We start from the raw sequence: 18,765 nt of genomic DNA, 5'->3' as shown, positions 1-18,765 counted from the left end.
GCTAAATACGGCTGAAAAATACAGTTTTAAAACAACAACCTTTAAAATATCAATAAATATTAATTAAAATATAACTTAAAATTATTGTCAATATTAATCAATTTGACAGACTTAAGACTGGGCGTTAATCGCTATGGCAAATTCAGGCTGACCATAATAGCTATCGATCAGCAAACACGCCGCAATGTCATCAATCGGTTCATGAATCGATGTAATCCAGCCGTTTTCTAGGGCAGTGGCTCGTGCTTGCTTGGAGCTTAGGCGTTCATCATAAATCATCACCGCCACCGCCTGCCGCCGCTCGGCTAGGCGATGTGCTAGCCTACGAGCGAATTTATGGGCTCGCTTGGACAGCATCGACTCGCTGCCGTCCATGTTCAGCGGCAAGCCCACCAAGACCTGATGAATACCCCACTGCTCAATGATGCCCAGTAAATTGTCCCAATCTGGCTGCCCATTATCCATCGCCAAAATGTCAAATGGGCGAGCATCACAAGTTAGGCTATTGCCCAGTGCCATGCCCATTTTTTTGACGCCATAATCCAAGGCAAGAATCAGTGTCGTTGTCATTTATGCATATCCAAAACTGTCGGTCAATCTATCAAGGTCGATGCCCAGCTTATCATAGCAGGCTTTTAGCCGCTCATCAAATGGCGTCATAAATAAGGTCGGCAAATCCGCTGGGCAAACATGCCAATCCCCTGCTCGTATCTCGGCGTCCAGCTGACCACGCCCCCAATTACAATAGCCCATGCACAACAAATAATGTGACAAGCCATCAAAGGCAAGCTGCTGTAAAATGTCCTTACTGGTTGTTAGGCAGACATTTTCTGAAATCACAAAAGACGATTTATAATCTGGCTGACCTGTATGCAGCACAAAGCCTGCATCTGGTCGCACAGGCCCACCGTCCATCGCCAAAGTCTGCATCGCTTTGGCGGTAACAGGCAAATCCAGCTCAGCAAGCAGACCGCCCACGCTGCTTGATAGCGGCCGATTGACCACAAATCCCCAAGCACCATCGGCATTATGTCGGCACAGATAAATCAAAGCATCGGTAAATCGGTCGTCAGCCATCTGCGTGCTGGGCAACAAAAAATGATGGGTAAAATTGGCCTGCGACTTCATACTGCCGCTCCGTCAGTTGTCGCTTGGGTCGGTGCGTCTGTTGGTGTATCTGCCAGCACATCGGTTGGTGTGTCTTTGGCAAAGGTGTCATTGGCGGTCAGCTCATCGGCATGGCGAATATCATCAAGCAGACTTTTGACATGGGCGCGAGTGGCATCGGTGATATTGACACCGCCTGACATGCGTGCCAACTCATCAATCAACGACTCACCAGTGATGACCTGTATATCGCTGGTCGTCTGCTCACCATGCTCTTTATATACCAAAATGTGGCGATGGGCTGCCGCTGCCACTTGTGCTTGGTGCGTGATGGCAAGTAGCTGCTGATGCTTGCCCAGCGTGCGTAACAGCTCACCGACCACCTGTGCCGTGCCACCGCTGATACCGACATCGACTTCATCAAACACCAAGGTCGGACGAGCATTACCACCATCGCCAGCTGCCATCACCTGCATGACCAATGCCATGCGAGACAGCTCACCGCCAGATGCCACCTTGTGCAAAGGCTGCAGCGGCATGCCGACATTGGCACTGAATAATAACGCAATGTCGTATTTACCGTGAGCGTTATAATGTTCGCCATCTTTTGGTGTAAAGGCAAATTCGCAGCGAGCATTTGGCAAAGCCAGTGGCAAAAGCCGCGCTTCCAATTTTTCACAAATATCAGGGGCGATGGCCATGCGAGCATTGTCCAGTGTGTCGGCAGCGGTCAGATAGTCTTGATAAGCCTGTGCCACCTTAGCATCCATCGTGTCGTTATCAGGCAAGCTGCCCAGTTTGTCAAGCTCTGCCTGCCACGACGCTGCATCATTGATCAGCTCATTAATCGGTGTGTGATATTTGCCAGATAAGCGATGTGCCAAGCCAAGCAAAGTGTTTAGCTCATCAAGCCGTGCTTCATCAGGCAGCTGCTGCTCGGCATAATCGGCAAGTTTGGCGGCAGCATCGCTGATTTGCTCTTGTGCCAATGCCAATAGCTGACTGCACTCACCAAAGGTCTTACTGGCACTGGCTTGATTATCACAAATTTTCATCGCTCGCCCAAGCAGACTGCTGACCGATGGCACATCTTCGTCATTATCCAGTAGCACCGCCGCCGACTGTGCCTCGTGCATCAGTGCCTCAAGATTGGACAGCTCGTCATATTCTGCCTCAATTTCCTCAAAATTCACCAAAAGCAGCGGCTCAATGTCGGTCAATTTGGCGGACAATAACGCCATGCGATCGGCTCGCTGAGCAGACTGGCTGCGTGCTTCATCGGCTTGTTTTTTGAGCGTTTGATAATGAGCAAAGGCTTGCTTGGTTGCTTGCTTGGCATCATCAAGCTCACCGATGCGATCCAGCCAATCCACCACAAACTGTGGTTTCAGCAGCTCAAGACCTGCGTGCTGACTGTGAATATTGACCAAAATCGCACCCAAGCTTTTTAGCTCGCTGATGCTGGCTGGCACGCCATTAATCCATGATTTTGAGCGGCCTTGGCTGCTGATTTTGCGGCGAATAAGCAAAGTATCATCGTCCAAGGCTCGATCATGCTCGGCAAACCACGCCGCCACTTCGGCATGATTTTTGACATCAAACTCACCAAACACAGTCGCTTCATCGCAGCCGTGGCGTACCATGCCGCTGTCGGCACGCTCACCTGCACACAAAGACAATGCGTCCAAAATCAATGACTTGCCTGCACCAGTCTCGCCAGTGATGACATTAAACCGCTCATCAAAGCTGATTTCTTTTTCATCGACCAATGCCAGATTTTGTAAGGTAAGAGAAATAATCATAAAAAACCTGTTGAATACGCCAACCTTTTATCATAATCAAAGTTGGCAAATTTGACAATGACAAAATGTATCACCGATTTTTGGCGTGGCATCATTTTTAAGCTTAAGTGCGTAAAATTTTAAGACCAAGTGATTAAAAAGCGACAAAAAAGCCATTCGCTGACTGCAAATGGCAAAATATCCCAACACCTTATCGCTTTTGTCTGGCTTTTAGGACTTTTTTGACTTTGTCTTTGGCTCGAGTTTGCTTAAGCGTGGATAAATAATCCACGAACAATTTGCCATTGAGATGATCCATCTCATGCTGAATGCACACCGCCAGCAAGCCATCGGCATCGATGCTAAACGGCTGACCATCTTTGTCCAAGGCTTCGATGCGGACACGATCAGGACGCTCAACGGTGTCAAACACTTCAGGAATCGACAGGCAGCCTTCTTGATAAGGTACTAAATTGTCCGACAACGGCGTAACTTTAGGGTTGATGAACACTTGTGGAGCAGGCGGTTCGCCGTCTTTTGCCAAGTCCATCACAATCAGCTGGATATGACGATCCACCTGAGTCGCCGCAAGCCCAATGCCCCGTGCGTCATACATGGTCTCAAACATATCGTCAATCAAGGTTTTAATCGCAGTATCCACAGTCTGTACAGGCTTAGCGATGGTACGCAAGCGTGGGTCAGGATACGCCAAAATCGGTAATAATGCCATAATCTTAATCTCATGATTTTAATCGGTTATTATAATCAAAATGGGGGCAAAAAGAAAATCTGCCAGTGCATTTGGCAAAAGTTTTTTGTAAATTTTGTGCTGGGCATTTATCATGAATCAAACAAATGCACAAAACGCCAAAATAGCGGTTGGCAAGGTGGCGATTTTGTGCAAAAATAGGTTGTTCAGTTTTGTTTTGTCTTTATCAAGGATTAAGGATTGTCATGGCACGCACCGCAAGCATCACCAGAAATACCGCAGAAACCCAAATCAGCGTCAGCATCAACCTAGACGGTACAGGTCAAGGCGTGCTGGATACTGGCGTGCCTTTTTTGGATCATATGCTGGATCAAATCAAGCGGCATGGCTTGATTGACCTTGATGTCAAATGTGTCGGCGATACGCACATTGACGATCACCACAGTGTCGAAGATGTCGGTATCGCCATCGGTCAAGCACTCAAAGCCGCTCTAGGCGACAAAAAAGGCATTCGCCGTTATGGGCATTTTTATGCACCGCTTGATGAGAGCTTATCTCGTGTGGTGGTGGATATTTCAGGCCGCCCCGGTCTGCATATGAATGTGCCGTTCACTCGCTCGATGATTGGCACGATGGACGTGGATTTGTTTTCAGAATTTTTTTATGGCTTGGTCAATCACGCCTTTATCACGCTGCACATTGACAATCTTAAGGGCAAAAACAGCCACCACCAAATCGAAAGCGTCTTTAAGGCACTGGCTCGAGCATTACGCATGGCGATTGAATACGATGAGCGAGCGTTGGGACAGCTGCCTTCCACCAAAGAGATGCTATAAAGATGCTGTCGGGCAAATAATTCACCAAAGTGCGTGCGTGAAAGAAATCACTTAAATAATATTAAAATAATCTTAAGAAATGGTCTTAAGAAACAGCCTGAAGGGACAATTATGACCACCGTTGCTTTGTTAGATTATGGCGTGGGCAATCTGTTTTCGGTTGCCAATGCCCTAAAAGTCGCTGGTGCTGATGTGTGCATCACCAACAAACCTGCCGATATCCAAGCCGCCGACAAAATCCTGCTACCCGGTGTCGGTGCGATGCGTGATGCCATGGCACACATGCAGCAGCACGGCATCGATGTCGCTGTCAAAGACGCCATCACCAACAAGCCTGTGATGGCGATTTGTGTGGGTATGCAGGCGATGTTTGATGTCTCAGAAGAAGGCGATGTGCCATGCCTTGGCATCATCAAAGGCACGGTACGCCGATTTGATGACACTTGGCAAGAAAATGGCAGCCCCATCAAAATCCCCCATGTCGGCTGGAACCGTGTCGATGCCGACACTGATCATGTGCTGTGGCAAGGCTGCAATCACGAGCATTTTTATTTTACCCACAGTTATTATTGCCAGCCTGACAGCGAAGATGGCCTAATCGTGGCACACACCACCTATGGCCAGCCGTTTTGTGCCAGTGTGATTTTGGACAATCTGTTTATCACCCAATTCCACCCCGAAAAAAGCCACCGTGCTGGGCTACGGCTGTTGTCCAACTTTATCCAGTGGCAACCTTGATAAACCAAAATTGCAATCTGAATTATCAAAATGACGCCATACCTTTAAATGCTAATGCTAAGGTATCCAAGCCAAAACCATTCAAGGCAGTTTATGACAATCTTAAAATCACGCACGGCAAAACTCCCCCAAACCCTTGCCTTATTTGCTGTCGGCATCATCGGTGCAGGCTTGATGGCTTGCCAAACTGCCAGCCGTCCACCACTGCAAGTAATTCAAGCCAGCAGCGATGCCCACGGCTGCCTGACCAGTGCTGGCTTTAGCCATTCACTGCTAAAACAGCAATGTGTGCAATTGTCCGAAGTTGCCGACATTCAATTTGCCGATGCTCGCCACCCTTCGCTTGGCGTGTTTGTGATCTTATCCACTGACCGACAATTTGCCGAAGTGTTTGCCACCGATTTGCCACGCCCCACCATCTTAAATGCGGTCAAAGGCGGTTATTTGTCCGATGATAGCACCATTCGCCTACAAAACACCAACGGCAACTGGCAGCTGTTTCGCCCTTGATTTGCCGTTTTTACCCTTTTTGCTGTTTTTTAAAAGCACCAAAAAAAGCCTTGTCCGCAAACAAGGCTTTTTATTTTTACTGATAAATTTATCAATAAATTTTAACCATGTACCGACAAGCCGCCATCAGACCGACAAATCCGCCAAATCGCCCTTAGTCTCAAGCCAATGCTTGCGATCGGCTGAGCGTTTTTTGGCAAGCAGCATATCCATGATGCTGTTGGTCTGGCTCACATCGTCCAAATCTAGGCGTACCAGCTTGCGAGTGTCAGGGTTCATGGTTGTTTCTTTGAGCTGATTGGGGTTCATCTCACCCAGACCCTTAAAGCGAGTAATTTGCGGTTTTTTGTTGCCAAGTCTGGCAAGCACCTGCTCAAGCTCGTCATTATCAAGGGCGTAATGCACTTCTTTGCCAGCATCGACACGGTACAAGGGCGGCACGGCAACATACAGATGCCCTGCTTCAATCAGTGCAGGGAAATGCTTGACAAATAACGCACAAATCAGCGTGGCAATGTGCAGCCCATCACTGTCAGCGTCCGCCAAAATACAAATTTTATCGTAGCGTAATTCGGACAAATCATCGCTGGCAGGATCGACACCGATGGCGATGGCGATGTCGTGAATCTCTTGGCTGGACAGCACGGTGTCAGACGACACTTCCCAAGCGTTCAAAATCTTACCACGCAGCGGCAAAATCGCCTGAAATGAGTTATCTCGTGCCTGCTTGGCAGAGCCGCCTGCCGATTGCCCTTCCACCAAAAACAGCTCTGAGCCTTCTTTTAGCCCACCACGACAATCCCACAGCTTGCCGGGCAAAGCAGGGCCTTGGGCGACTTTTTTGCGGGCGACTTTTTGGGCGGTTGCTAAGCGTTTGCTCGCCTTTGAAATTGCCAATTCGGCGATGGCTTTGGCACTGTCAGGGTGCTGGTTGAGCCACAAACTAAAGGCATCTTTGGCAATCGTCTGCACCAAAGGAGCAGCTTCACGGCTTGACAGGCGTTCTTTGGTCTGACCGCTAAATTGCGGCTCAACAAATTTTAGCGACAAAATATAGTTCACGCCGTCCCAGACATCTTCGGCAGACAGCTTGACTTGGCGTGGTAGCAAATTATGAATATCACAAAACTCACGCAACGCTTCTAGCACGCCAGTTCTTAGACCATTGACATGCGTACCACCTTGGGAAGTGGGAATCAGATTGACATAACTTTCGGTAATCGGCACGCCGCCATCTGCCAGCCACGACAGAGCAAAAGTTGCCCCACCACGCTCGCCCTTGGTAGGCTCTTGGCTAAAATAAAATGGCTCAGCGGGCAAAGTCGCCAAGCCGTCCAGCTGCTCGGTCAGATACTGCACCACGCCATCGGCAAACTGCCAGCTTTCGCTATCGGTAGGTTCGATTTGGCTAATAAAATCAATCTGCAAACCTGCCGACAAAACCGCCTTAGCCTTCAGATTGTGCTTAAGTGCCTTGATGGCAAATTTGGGATTGTCAAAATATCGCTCATCAACCCAAAACTGCACCTTAGTGCCACGCTTTTTTTTGTTGGCAGCTTTGTCCGCCAATAGTGGCGTGACAGGCTCACCGTGAGCAAAATCCATCGTATGCACCATGCCATCACGCCACACCGTCACAGCAACTTTGGTGGATAATGCATTGACCACGCTGATGCCGACGCCGTGCAAGCCGCCAGAGACTTGGTAGTTTTCGGTGCTAAACTTACCGCCAGCGTGCAAGCGTGTCAAAATCAGCTCCACGCCAGACTGATTAAACTCAGGGTGAATGTCGGTCGGCATGCCACGCCCATCGTCTTCGACAGACAGCGAACCATCGGCGTGCAAGGTGACAATGATGTGCTGTGCGTAGCCTGCCAGTGCTTCATCGACTGAGTTATCAATGACTTCTTGGGCAAGGTGATTGGGGCGAGTGGTGTCCGTGTACATGCCCGGACGGCGACGCACAGGCTCTAGCCCTTCTAGGACTTCTAGTTTTTGGGAAGTGTAATTTTGTGTGGTCATAATCGTTTTTTAAATAGAAAATCACCGCCTATTGTACACCAAAGGCGGTGATTTGGGAAATTACCTGATAATTGCCTGATAATGGCAACGGTCAAATCGTGATTATCGAACAAACGCCACCAAACTTGATGCTTGGCGGAGTTTGTCGGCGTTATCCGTTACCACTGATAGCCGATACCACCACCGATGTTGTGATCGCCTCGTGTGGTCGCACCTGCGTTAAACTTGATAATCACTCTGCCGTTATCGGTCATGCCAGAGTAGCCAATCGAAACCGCACTTTCACCGCTAAAGTTAGCAACGCCAGCACCGATCAAGCTCTTACCCGGTAGCGTCACCTGCGGAATGTTAGCCGCGGCAGACGCAGAAGCAATGCCAGCACGCAGCTTGCGGTCGGTTCTGTCAAGATTTTCTGACACTCGATCAAGCTGTGCCTTATTCACCGCATCGGTCGGTGCATAGCCTTCGCCAATATTGTGAATGGTATTGCCGCCCATATTCACAGCAGTTCCCCGCTCAACCATCAGATGATTGCCCTCACCGCCGATGGTGGTATTGCCCAAAGTGGTATCACCGCTGACGCTTAAGTTCTTATCCACGCTGACATTGCCTTTGGCTTTGACATCGTTAAACTCAGGATTTTCGGCAATTTGCACTTCCACCACGCCATTATTTGCCACGGTTTTGATATTAGCTGACGAATATTTGCCTGCCGTAGTTGCATCGCCTTTAATGGTTAAGGTTTCCCCGAGTTTTTTGTCAATTTTGCCATCATCATTGGTCGCAAAACTCAGGCCTTTATCGGTCAAAGTTTTGGTCACATTTTCAATCGCATTATGCACCGTGCCACCAGTTACTGCACTGGTATTGCCATTTTCAATCGCACCGCTGGTGATGTTATTTAGCGTATTGCCGCCAAAGTCGGTTGTTGTACCATTTGCAATCGTAAAGGTTTTATCTTTACCGCCGATAGTGGTATTGCCTAACACGGTATCGCCTGTGGCGGTTAAGTTATTTGTGGTCGTCGTACCTTTGACGGTCAAGTCTTTGGCGATGGTTGCATTGTTGTTCACGCTCAAGTCTTTGGTCGTGGTTGTGCCATTAACGGTTAAATCTTTTTCAACAGTCACATTACCTTTGGCTGTGACGTTGTTAAAGGTTGGATCTTCGGCAAATTTAATTTCTACCGTGTCGTTATTTACCACAGTTTTAATATTGGCAGATGAGTAGTTACCTGCTGTCGTTGCATCGCCTTTGATGGTTAAGGTTTCGCCAAGTTTACGAGTTACCGCTGTTCCTTCATTGGCAGCAAACTTCAAGCCTTTGTCAGTCAAAGTATTGCTGATGTTTTCAATGGCATTATGCACCGCACCACCAGTTACTGCACTGGTATTGCCATTTTCAATCGCACCGCTGGTGATGTTATTTAGCGTATTGCCGCCAAAGTCGGTTTTTGTATCCTTCAAGATAGTAAAGGTTTTGTCTTTACCGCCGATGGTGGTATTGCCTAAGGTTGTGTCGCCTGTGGCGGTTAGGTTTTTAGTAGTAATATTTTCAGTGGCATTCACATTTTTAAACGTTGCATTCTCACCGGTGATGTCTTTTACGGTGGTGTTGCCATTAACGGTTAAATCTTTGCTGATTGTGGCGTTATTGGTTACATTCAAGTCTTTAGTGGTCACACTTTCAGTAGCATTCACGTTTTTAAACGTTGCATTATCACCTGTGATGTCTTTGACGGTGGTGTTGCCATCTACTTTTAGATCTTTTTCAACAGTCACATTACCTTTGGCTGTGATGTTGTTAAAGGTTGGATCTTCGGCAATCTTAATGGTGACTACGCCTTCTTCCACTTCGGTTTTTACGTTTGTGGTTGCGTAATTGCCATTGCCATTACCACCGGCAATTTTTAGGGTTTGACCCAGTTCACGTTTGGTATCTGTACCTGTGTCGGCACTAAAGGTCAAGCCTTTTTTATCCAAAGTGTTAATTGCTGTATCCAACTGACCTTTATTTACTGCATCGGTTTTCTCAACTGCATCACCCACGTTTTGAATACGGTTATTACCCAAATTCACCGTTGTGCCATTAGCCACGGTAAAGTTTTTACCAGTACCACCGATAGTGGTGTTGGCTAAGGTGGTATCGCCTGTGGCGGTTAGGTTCGTGGTGTTGATATTGGTTGAAGTTAAATTAGTAATTGTGCCGTTGCTAGCAGTTACATTGGTAAATGTGCCGTTGGTTGCATTGACATTTGTCGCATTCACATCGGTAGCATTAACTTTGGTTGCATTCACGTTTTTAAACGATGCATTCTCACCGGTGATGTCTTTCACCGTGGTGTTGCCATTAACGGTTAAATCTTTTTCAACAGTCACATTACCTTTGGCTGTGACGTTGTTAAAGGTTGGATCTTCGGCAAATTTAATTTCTACCGTGTCGTTATTTACCACAGTTTTAATATTGGCAGATGAGTAGTTACCTGCTGTCGTTGCATCGCCTTTGATGGTTAAGGTTTCGCCAAGTTTACGAGTTACCGCTGTTCCTTCATTGGCAGCAAACTTCAAGCCTTTGTCAGTCAAAGTATTGCTGATGTTTTCAATGGCATTATGCACCGCACCACCAGTTACTGCACTGGTATTGCCATTTTCAATCGCACCGCTGGTGATGTTATTTAGCGTATTGCCGCCAAAGTCGGTTTTTGTATCCTTCAAGATAGTAAAGGTTTTGTCTTTACCGCCGATGGTGGTATTGCCTAAGGTTGTGTCGCCTGTGGCGGTTAGGTTTTTAGTAGTAATATTTTCAGTGGCATTCACATTTTTAAACGTTGCATTCTCACCGGTGATGTCTTTTACGGTGGTGTTGCCATTAACGGTTAAATCTTTGCTGATTGTGGCGTTATTGGTTACATTCAAGTCTTTAGTGGTCACACTTTCAGTAGCATTCACGTTTTTAAACGTTGCATTATCACCTGTGATGTCTTTGACGGTGGTGTTGCCATCTACTTTTAGATCTTTTTCAACAGTCACATTACCTTTGGCTGTGATGTTGTTAAAGGTTGGATCTTCGGCAATCTTAATGGTGACTACGCCTTCTTCCACTTCGGTTTTTACGTTTGTGGTTGCGTAATTGCCATTGCCATTACCACCGGCAATTTTTAGGGTTTGACCCAGTTCACGTTTGGTATCTGTACCTGTGTCGGCACTAAAGGTCAAGCCTTTTTTATCCAAAGTGTTAATTGCTGTATCCAACTGACCTTTATTTACTGCATCGGTTTTCTCAACTGCATCACCCACGTTTTGAATACGGTTATTACCCAAATTCACCGTTGTGCCATTAGCCACGGTAAAGTTTTTACCAGTACCACCGATAGTGGTGTTGGCTAAGGTGGTATCGCCTGTGGCGGTTAGGTTCGTGGTGTTGATATTGGTTGAAGTTAAATTAGTAATTGTGCCGTTGCTAGCAGTTACATTGGTAAATGTGCCGTTGGTTGCATTGACATTTGTCGCATTCACATCGGTAGCATTAACTTTGGTTGCATTCACGTTTTTAAACGATGCATTCTCACCGGTGATGTCTTTCACCGTGGTGTTGCCATTAACGGTTAAATCTTTTTCAACAGTCACATTACCTTTGGCTGTGACGTTGTTAAAGGTTGGATCTTCGGCAAATTTAATTTCTACCGTGTCGTTATTTACCACAGTTTTAATATTGGCAGATGAGTAGTTACCTGCTGTCGTTGCATCGCCTTTGATGGTTAAGGTTTCGCCAAGTTTACGAGTTACCGCTGTTCCTTCATTGGCAGCAAACTTCAAGCCTTTGTCAGTCAAAGTATTGCTGATGTTTTCAATGGCATTATGCACCGCACCACCAGTTACTGCACTGGTATTGCCATTTTCAATCGCACCGCTGGTGATGTTATTTAGCGTATTGCCGCCAAAGTCGGTTTTTGTATCCTTCAAGATAGTAAAGGTTTTGTCTTTACCGCCGATGGTGGTATTGCCTAAGGTTGTGTCGCCTGTGGCGGTTAGGTTTTTAGTAGTAATATTTTCAGTGGCATTCACATTTTTAAACGTTGCATTCTCACCGGTGATGTCTTTTACGGTGGTGTTGCCATTAACGGTTAAATCTTTGCTGATTGTGGCGTTATTGGTTACATTCAAGTCTTTAGTGGTCACACTTTCAGTAGCATTCACGTTTTTAAACGTTGCATTATCACCTGTGATGTCTTTGACGGTGGTGTTGCCATCTACTTTTAGATCTTTTTCAACAGTCACATTACCTTTGGCTGTGATGTTGTTAAAGGTTGGATCTTCGGCAATCTTAATGGTGACTACGCCTTCTTCCACTTCGGTTTTTACGTTTGTGGTTGCGTAATTGCCATTGCCATTACCACCGGCAATTTTTAGGGTTTGACCCAGTTCACGTTTGGTATCTGTACCTGTGTCGGCACTAAAGGTCAAGCCTTTTTTATCCAAAGTGTTAATTGCTGTATCCAACTGACCTTTATTTACTGCATCGGTTTTCTCAACTGCATCACCCACGTTTTGAATACGGTTATTACCCAAATTCACCGTTGTGCCATTAGCCACGGTAAAGTTTTTACCAGTACCACCGATAGTGGTGTTGGCTAAGGTGGTATCGCCTGTGGCGGTTAGGTTCGTGGTGTTGATATTGGTTGAAGTTAAATTAGTAATTGTGCCGTTGCTAGCAGTTACATTGGTAAATGTGCCGTTGGTTGCATTGACATTTGTCGCATTCACATCGGTAGCATTAACTTTGGTTGCATTCACGTTTTTAAACGATGCATTCTCACCGGTGATGTCTTTCACCGTGGTGTTGCCATTAACGGTTAAATCTTTTTCAACAGTCACATTACCTTTGGCTGTGACGTTGTTAAAGGTTGGATCTTCGGCAAATTTAATTTCTACCGTGTCGTTATTTACCACAGTTTTAATATTGGCAGATGAGTAGTTACCTGCTGTCGTTGCATCGCCTTTGATGGTTAAGGTTTCGCCAAGTTTACGAGTTACCGCTGTTCCTTCATTGGCAGCAAACTTCAAGCCTTTGTCAGTCAAAGTATTGCTGATGTTTTCAATGGCATTATGCACCGCACCACCAGTTACTGCACTGGTATTGCCATTTTCAATCGCACCGCTGGTGATGTTATTTAGCGTATTGCCGCCAAAGTCGGTTTTTGTATCCTTCAAGATAGTAAAGGTTTTGTCTTTACCGCCGATGGTGGTATTGCCTAAGGTTGTGTCGCCTGTGGCGGTTAGGTTTTTAGTAGTAATATTTTCAGTGGCATTCACATTTTTAAACGTTGCATTCTCACCGGTGATGTCTTTTACGGTGGTGTTGCCATTAACGGTTAAATCTTTGCTGATTGTGGCGTTATTGGTTACATTCAAGTCTTTAGTGGTCACACTTTCAGTAGCATTCACGTTTTTAAACGTTGCATTATCACCTGTGATGTCTTTGACGGTGGTGTTGCCATCTACTTTTAGATCTTTTTCAACAGTCACATTACCTTTGGCTGTGATGTTGTTAAAGGTTGGATCTTCGGCAATCTTAATGGTGACTACGCCTTCTTCCACTTCGGTTTTTACGTTTGTGGTTGCGTAATTGCCATTGCCATTACCACCGGCAATTTTTAGGGTTTGACCCAGTTCACGTTTGGTATCTGTACCTGTGTCGGCACTAAAGGTCAAGCCTTTTTTATCCAAAGTGTTAATTGCTGTATCCAACTGACCTTTATTTACTGCATCGGTTTTCTCAACTGCATCACCCACGTTTTGAATACGGTTATTACCCAAATTCACCGTTGTGCCATTAGCCACGGTAAAGTTTTTACCAGTACCACCGATAGTGGTGTTGGCTAAGGTGGTATCGCCTGTGGCGGTTAGGTTCGTGGTGTTGATATTGGTTGAAGTTAAATTAGTAATTGTGCCGTTGCTAGCAGTTACATTGGTAAATGTGCCGTTGGTTGCATTGACATTTGTCGCATTCACATCGGTAGCATTAACTTTGGTTGCATTCACGTTTTTAAACGATGCATTCTCACCGGTGATGTCTTTCACCGTGGTGTTGCCATTAACGGTTAAATCTTTTTCAACAGTCACATTACCTTTGGCTGTGACGTTGTTAAAGGTTGGATCTTCGGCAAATTTAATTTCTACCGTGTCGTTATTTACCACAGTTTTAATATTGGCAGATGAGTAGTTACCTGCTGTCGTTGCATCGCCTTTGATGGTTAAGGTTTCGCCAAGTTTACGAGTTACCGCTGTTCCTTCATTGGCAGCAAACTTCAAGCCTTTGTCAGTCAAAGTATTGCTGATGTTTTCAATGGCATTATGCACCGCACCACCAGTTACTGCACTGGTATTGCCATTTTCAATCGCACCGCTGGTGATGTTATTTAGCGTATTGCCGCCAAAGTCGGTTTTTGTATCCTTCAAGATAGTAAAGGTTTTGTCTTTACCGCCGATGGTGGTATTGCCTAAGGTTGTGTCGCCTGTGGCGGTTAGGTTTTTAGTAGTAATATTTTCAGTGGCATTCACATTTTTAAACGTTGCATTCTCACCGGTGATGTCTTTTACGGTGGTGTTGCCATTAACGGTTAAATCTTTGCTGATTGTGGCGTTATTGGTTACATTCAAGTCTTTAGTGGTCACACTTTCAGTAGCATTCACGTTTTTAAACGTTGCATTATCACCTGTGATGTCTTTGACGGTGGTGTTGCCATCTACTTTTAGATCTTTTTCAACAGTCACATTACCTTTGGCTGTGATGTTGTTAAAGGTTGGATCTTCGGCAATCTTAATGGTGACTACGCCTTCTTCCACTTCGGTTTTTACGTTTGTGGTTGCGTAATTGCCATTGCCATTACCACCGGCAATTTTTAGGGTTTGACCCAGTTCACGTTTGGTATCTGTACCTGTGTCGGCACTAAAGGTCAAGCCTTTTTTATCCAAAGTGTTAATTGCTGTATCCAACTGACCTTTATTTACTGCATCGGTTTTCTCAACTGCATCACCCACGTTTTGAATACGGTTATTACCCAAATTCACCGTTGTGCCATTAGCCACGGTAAAGTTTTTACCAGTACCACCGATAGTGGTGTTGGCTAAGGTGGTATCGCCTGTGGCGGTTAGGTTCGTGGTGTTGATATTGGTTGAAGTTAAATTAGTAATTGTGCCGTTGCTAGCAGTTACATTGGTAAATGTGCCGTTGGTTGCATTGACATTTGTCGCATTCACATCGGTAGCATTAACTTTGGTTGCATTCACGTTTTTAAACGATGCATTCTCACCGGTGATGTCTTTCACCGTGGTGTTGCCATTAACGGTTAAATCTTTTTCAACAGTCACATTACCTTTGGCTGTGACGTTGTTAAAGGTTGGATCTTCGGCAAATTTAATTTCTACCGTGTCGTTATTTACCACAGTTTTAATATTGGCAGATGAGTAGTTACCTGCTGTCGTTGCATCGCCTTTGATGGTTAAGGTTTCGCCAAGTTTACGAGTTACCGCTGTTCCTTCATTGGCAGCAAACTTCAAGCCTTTGTCAGTCAAAGTATTGCTGATGTTTTCAATGGCATTATGCACCGCACCACCAGTTACTGCACTGGTATTGCCATTTTCAATCGCACCGCTGGTGATGTTATTTAGCGTATTGCCGCCAAAGTCGGTTTTTGTATCCTTCAAGATAGTAAAGGTTTTGTCTTTACCGCCGATGGTGGTATTGCCTAAGGTTGTGTCGCCTGTGGCGGTTAAGCCGTTAGAAAAAGTACCATTGGTTGCCTCAACTTGCGTTGCATTAACCGTTGTGGCATTCACTTTGGTAGCATCAACATTGGTAAATTTCACATTCTCGGCGGTTTTAACTGTGATTTTTTCGCCTGAACGAGAAATCACAATATTCTTGTCTTGTACAAAGTCGATCACGCCGGTGCCGTCAGTTTTGATATCTGTCGCACTGCCTTCGGAATTGGCTTTAATTTTAAAATGAGATGAGGCTTTGGCGGCATTGACCACTTCGTTAAGCTGTTTCACATTGACTGCATCTGTATCGCCTTCACCAGTTGCAACGCCTTGAATTTTGTTATTACCAAAGTTCACTGCGGTCTTGCCCGCGATATTAAAGGTTTGGCCTTCGCCACCGATAGTGGTGTTGGCTAAGGTTGTGTCGCCGTTCGCTGTTAAATCTTTGGTGCTGATTTTCTCTTTAGCGGTGATGTTATTTGCAGAAATATTCGTAGCATTGACCGCTTGTAAATTGCTTGCACCAGTGACATTCAGATCGCCGCCGATTGTCGCACCTGCTGTGGTGGTAATGTTGGTGAAACTCGGGGTTTCCGACATTTCAATTTCAATTTTGCCATCACTGACTTTTGTGCTGATATTCTTGCTACCAGTAATAGCAATGGTTCTGTCTTTTAAGGTATGGTTAGCCGATCCAGTATTGCCTGAATAGCTGATATTGGTGGTGGCATTAGCAAGGGCTTTGTCTAATTGACCTTTATTCACCGCATCAGTGTTAGCCGTACCTTCTGCCACGCCTTGAATTTTGTTTCCACCAAAGTCCACATTAGTGCCAGCAGTCACATTAAAGTTTTTGCCACTGCCACCGATGGTGGTGTTCCCTGTTGAATTAAGGTTTTCGCTGAAATTGCCGTTTTTTGCATTGACGCTTGTGCTGTTTACATTAGTGGCATTTACAGTTTGAATATTGCCAGTAGTTGCATTGACTGTGGTGGCATTCACGGTTTGAATATTGCCTGTAGTTGCATTTACTGTGGTGGCATTTACAGTTTGGATATTACCTGTAGTCGCATTAACTGTTGCCGCTTTTACCGTGCCGGTAGCATTGACATTGGTAAAGTTCACATTGTCATTGGTTTTAACCGTAATGGTTGAACCGTTACGGCTGACATTGATGTTTGTGCCTTCGGTAATCGTTACAACGCCTGTGTTATTGGCGTTAATTTTTTCGCCAGTGTCTGTGCTATTTGCTTTTAACCTAAAACCTGAAGCATCTGCCACTTTGTTAATCGCATCGGCAACCGTTGCCGCTGTGGTCAAGCCAGCTGTACCAGTAGCAGCACTTGCTACACCATTTGTAACAGTAACATCTTGAGTAACCACATCAAATTTCACCGTGGCGGCATTATTGCCATCAGTAACATTGGCGGTGGTATAAGAGCCGTCTGAAAATGCCACATTGCCATCAGTATTGATACGAGATTTATTGGCGGTATTTTCTGCAATGTTAAAGCCCACATTTTTGGCAACTTGATAAAGTTGGCTACCGTTTACCGCATCGGTGGAATCGGCAGAGATTTTTCCCGCTGCCACATTTTGGATTTGGCGTTCTTTGCCTGCTGAACCGACAGAAACTACACTCGTAGCTTTGCTTGGAACACCAGCAAAATTTGCATTTGCATCTTTACCGGCATCATTTTTACCTACCCAAAGTTTTGCATCATTGTCGATGTTTGCTGCTGTGGTGGTTGAGCCAGCACCAAGAGCGACAGAGTTGGTTACAGACGCATTTGCCCCACTACCCAATGCAACAGCAAGCTCACCAGTTACTGTGGCATTACTACCAAATGCACTTGCATTTTTATGATTGGTGGACGCATTATTACCAACCGCTACGGAATATTCGTTATTGGTATTGGCTTTATAACCCACTGCGGTACCGTAATTCGCCGCTCTGCTGTCTGAGCCAAGAACGGTGCCGTATGGGTGTGTAACAGTAGCGTTATTACCTACCGCTGTTCCTTCAGTCCCTGATGATGTGGCATTAAAACCAATTGCTACACTGTTACTAAATTGTCCACGGGCAACATTTGCTTGATTGCCGATTACAACCGAATTGATTGCATTGCTGTTGGCGTCTTGACCAACTACAATCGCCCCTTGCCCAACTGCAGTGGCGTTTTGACCGGCTACAATCGTATTTGCCGCACTGGCAGTCGCATTATGCCCCACCGCAATGGTTTCACTTTGAGAGGCATTTGCTCCCGTACCAACGGCTATGGCGTGATCACCATTAAAACCATCAATATTTTTGCCTGCGCCTTGCCCTGCACGAGCAAATGCACCCACTGCTACGGAACCTGCTGAAAAGCCCACCGCATTTAAACCCATTGCCAACGATCCAGTTCCCAAAGACTGCGAAGACACGCCAAGTGCCGTTGATGCTGTGCCGACTGATGCGGTATTAGCATATTCATTGGTATTAAATGCTGTGCCATATTTTTTGGCCAAACTACCTAGAGCAGTTCCGTTACCGACATTATAAACGCCAGCTGAATTGTTATATTCCGTAGCAAATTTCTCGTTAATTTTAGTTTTTGATTCTGTATCTTGAAAATCATCACCACCCAATGCCACTGAGCCATAGCCAACAGTAACCACATCAGCACCCAACGCCGTAGATTGACTTGCCAATGCTTTTGCTTTAAAACCAACAGCCGTGCCTTGGCTAATTTCGCCGATTTCTACTGGTCTATTAACTCTACCATTTGTTTCTGTAATAATCCGACCATTTGCGGCAAATGCACCAACCACCACATTGCCAGTACCTGAAGTGGAAGATTCAACACCAATCAAATTATTATAATTTGGTGCTGCACCTGTTGTAATATGGGGAGCTCGTGAGCTAACAGTCTCAACCGCTGCATAACCCTGCCCCGCTAAGCCAAGCCCCAAACCAAAAGCCAATGCCGTTAAAACAAAGCTGCCACCTGTCACATCATTAGGCTTGGTTGCCGAAACGCTAGACTTGGTGTGCCCTTTTGCCAATTCAGAAACAGCAACCCAAGTTTGTGTGGCATGGTTAAAAATAACTTTAAAGATTTTATTCATAAGTTTTCCAACTAATCTTAATTCTCAATGGAAATCAATTTGGTTTGTAAGCAATGCCCCACAAACACCAGCTTTATAAACGGACAAACAAGGGGCTGAGTAAACAAACCCCTTGTTTTGGCTTGTAAAGTTTACTAAAAAAAGATTTGTTTGTAAATTGTTCAATCAAGTGATTTGTAACTGATCAA

Annotated in this window: 9 protein-coding genes; 3 read left to right on the top strand and 6 right to left on the bottom strand. The window is 45.6% G+C overall.

The features are described from left to right. Nucleotides 1-111: 111 nt before the first annotated feature. The 4 genes from ruvX to def form a co-directional block, all read right to left on the bottom strand. A complete protein-coding gene (ruvX, locus tag ACFBZI_RS04080; RefSeq protein ID WP_375715157.1) occupies nucleotides 112-570 on the bottom strand; it encodes a Holliday junction resolvase RuvX in 459 nt (152 codons plus the stop codon). Next, entirely contained in the window at nucleotides 571-1,128 is a 558-nt protein-coding gene (locus tag ACFBZI_RS04075) for a YqgE/AlgH family protein (RefSeq protein WP_375715156.1), read from the bottom strand. It abuts the gene before it with no gap. Next, nucleotides 1,125-2,909, bottom strand: coding sequence for a DNA repair protein RecN (recN, locus tag ACFBZI_RS04070; protein WP_375715155.1), 1,785 nt, complete (start codon nucleotides 2,907-2,909; stop codon nucleotides 1,125-1,127). Before recN ends, ACFBZI_RS04075 begins: the two co-directional genes overlap by 4 nt. 190 nt (nucleotides 2,910-3,099) lie before the next feature. Next, nucleotides 3,100-3,618 carry a peptide deformylase gene (gene def / locus ACFBZI_RS04065; RefSeq protein ID WP_375715154.1) on the bottom strand — a complete coding sequence of 173 codons (519 nt, stop codon included), beginning with the start codon at nucleotides 3,616-3,618 and terminating at the stop codon, nucleotides 3,100-3,102. A 224-nt stretch (nucleotides 3,619-3,842) separates the two neighbouring features. Between def and hisB the strand changes: the two genes are divergently transcribed. The 3 genes from hisB to ACFBZI_RS04050 all read left to right on the top strand — a co-directional run bounded on the left by hisB (nucleotide 3,843) and on the right by ACFBZI_RS04050 (nucleotide 5,681). Continuing rightward, nucleotides 3,843-4,433, top strand: a complete 591-nt coding sequence (gene hisB, locus ACFBZI_RS04060) for an imidazoleglycerol-phosphate dehydratase HisB (RefSeq protein WP_375715153.1) — start codon at nucleotides 3,843-3,845, stop codon at nucleotides 4,431-4,433. Nucleotides 4,434-4,544: 111 nt separating this feature from the next. Then, nucleotides 4,545-5,171, top strand: a complete 627-nt coding sequence (gene hisH / locus ACFBZI_RS04055) for an imidazole glycerol phosphate synthase subunit HisH (protein WP_375715152.1) — start codon at nucleotides 4,545-4,547, stop codon at nucleotides 5,169-5,171. A gap of 93 nt (nucleotides 5,172-5,264) precedes the next feature. Next, the gene (locus tag ACFBZI_RS04050; protein ID WP_375715151.1) at nucleotides 5,265-5,681 is read left to right on the top strand and encodes a hypothetical protein; all 417 of its coding nucleotides are present in this window, start codon (nucleotides 5,265-5,267) and stop codon (nucleotides 5,679-5,681) included. Nucleotides 5,682-5,807: 126 nt separating this feature from the next. Here ACFBZI_RS04050 and parE read toward each other — a convergent pair whose 3' ends face one another. Continuing rightward, on the bottom strand, nucleotides 5,808-7,703 hold the full coding sequence (parE, locus tag ACFBZI_RS04045; protein ID WP_375715150.1) for a DNA topoisomerase IV subunit B: 1,896 nt from the start codon (nucleotides 7,701-7,703) through the stop codon (nucleotides 5,808-5,810). Nucleotides 7,704-7,861: 158 nt separating this feature from the next. Beyond that, nucleotides 7,862-18,577 carry an ESPR-type extended signal peptide-containing protein gene (locus ACFBZI_RS04040; RefSeq protein ID WP_375715149.1) on the bottom strand — a complete coding sequence of 3,572 codons (10,716 nt, stop codon included), beginning with the start codon at nucleotides 18,575-18,577 and terminating at the stop codon, nucleotides 7,862-7,864. Between the last annotated feature and the right edge of the window lie 188 nt (nucleotides 18,578-18,765).

It is taken from the genome of Moraxella marmotae (assembly GCF_042219885.1).
GTDB classification, from domain to species: Bacteria; Pseudomonadota; Gammaproteobacteria; order Pseudomonadales; family Moraxellaceae; genus Moraxella; species Moraxella marmotae.
Note: the sequence above shows the minus strand (reverse complement) of the source record. Positions and strands in the feature narration are given on the sequence as shown.

Bases quoted from the DNA above. Each gene is read 5' to 3' on its own strand.
- ruvX (WP_375715157.1), bottom strand. From the start codon at position 570: ATGACAACGACACTGATTCTTGCCTTGGATTATGGCGTCAAAAAAATG.
- ACFBZI_RS04075 (WP_375715156.1), bottom strand. From the start codon at position 1,128: ATGAAGTCGCAGGCCAATTTTACCCATCATTTTTTGTTGCCCAGCACG.
- recN (WP_375715155.1), bottom strand. From the start codon at position 2,909: ATGATTATTTCTCTTACCTTACAAAATCTGGCATTGGTCGATGAAAAA.
- def (WP_375715154.1), bottom strand. From the start codon at position 3,618: ATGGCATTATTACCGATTTTGGCGTATCCTGACCCACGCTTGCGTACC.
- hisB (WP_375715153.1), top strand. From the start codon at position 3,843: ATGGCACGCACCGCAAGCATCACCAGAAATACCGCAGAAACCCAAATC.
- hisH (WP_375715152.1), top strand. From the start codon at position 4,545: ATGACCACCGTTGCTTTGTTAGATTATGGCGTGGGCAATCTGTTTTCG.
- ACFBZI_RS04050 (WP_375715151.1), top strand. From the start codon at position 5,265: ATGACAATCTTAAAATCACGCACGGCAAAACTCCCCCAAACCCTTGCC.
- parE (WP_375715150.1), bottom strand. From the start codon at position 7,703: ATGACCACACAAAATTACACTTCCCAAAAACTAGAAGTCCTAGAAGGG.
- ACFBZI_RS04040 (WP_375715149.1), bottom strand. From the start codon at position 18,577: ATGAATAAAATCTTTAAAGTTATTTTTAACCATGCCACACAAACTTGG.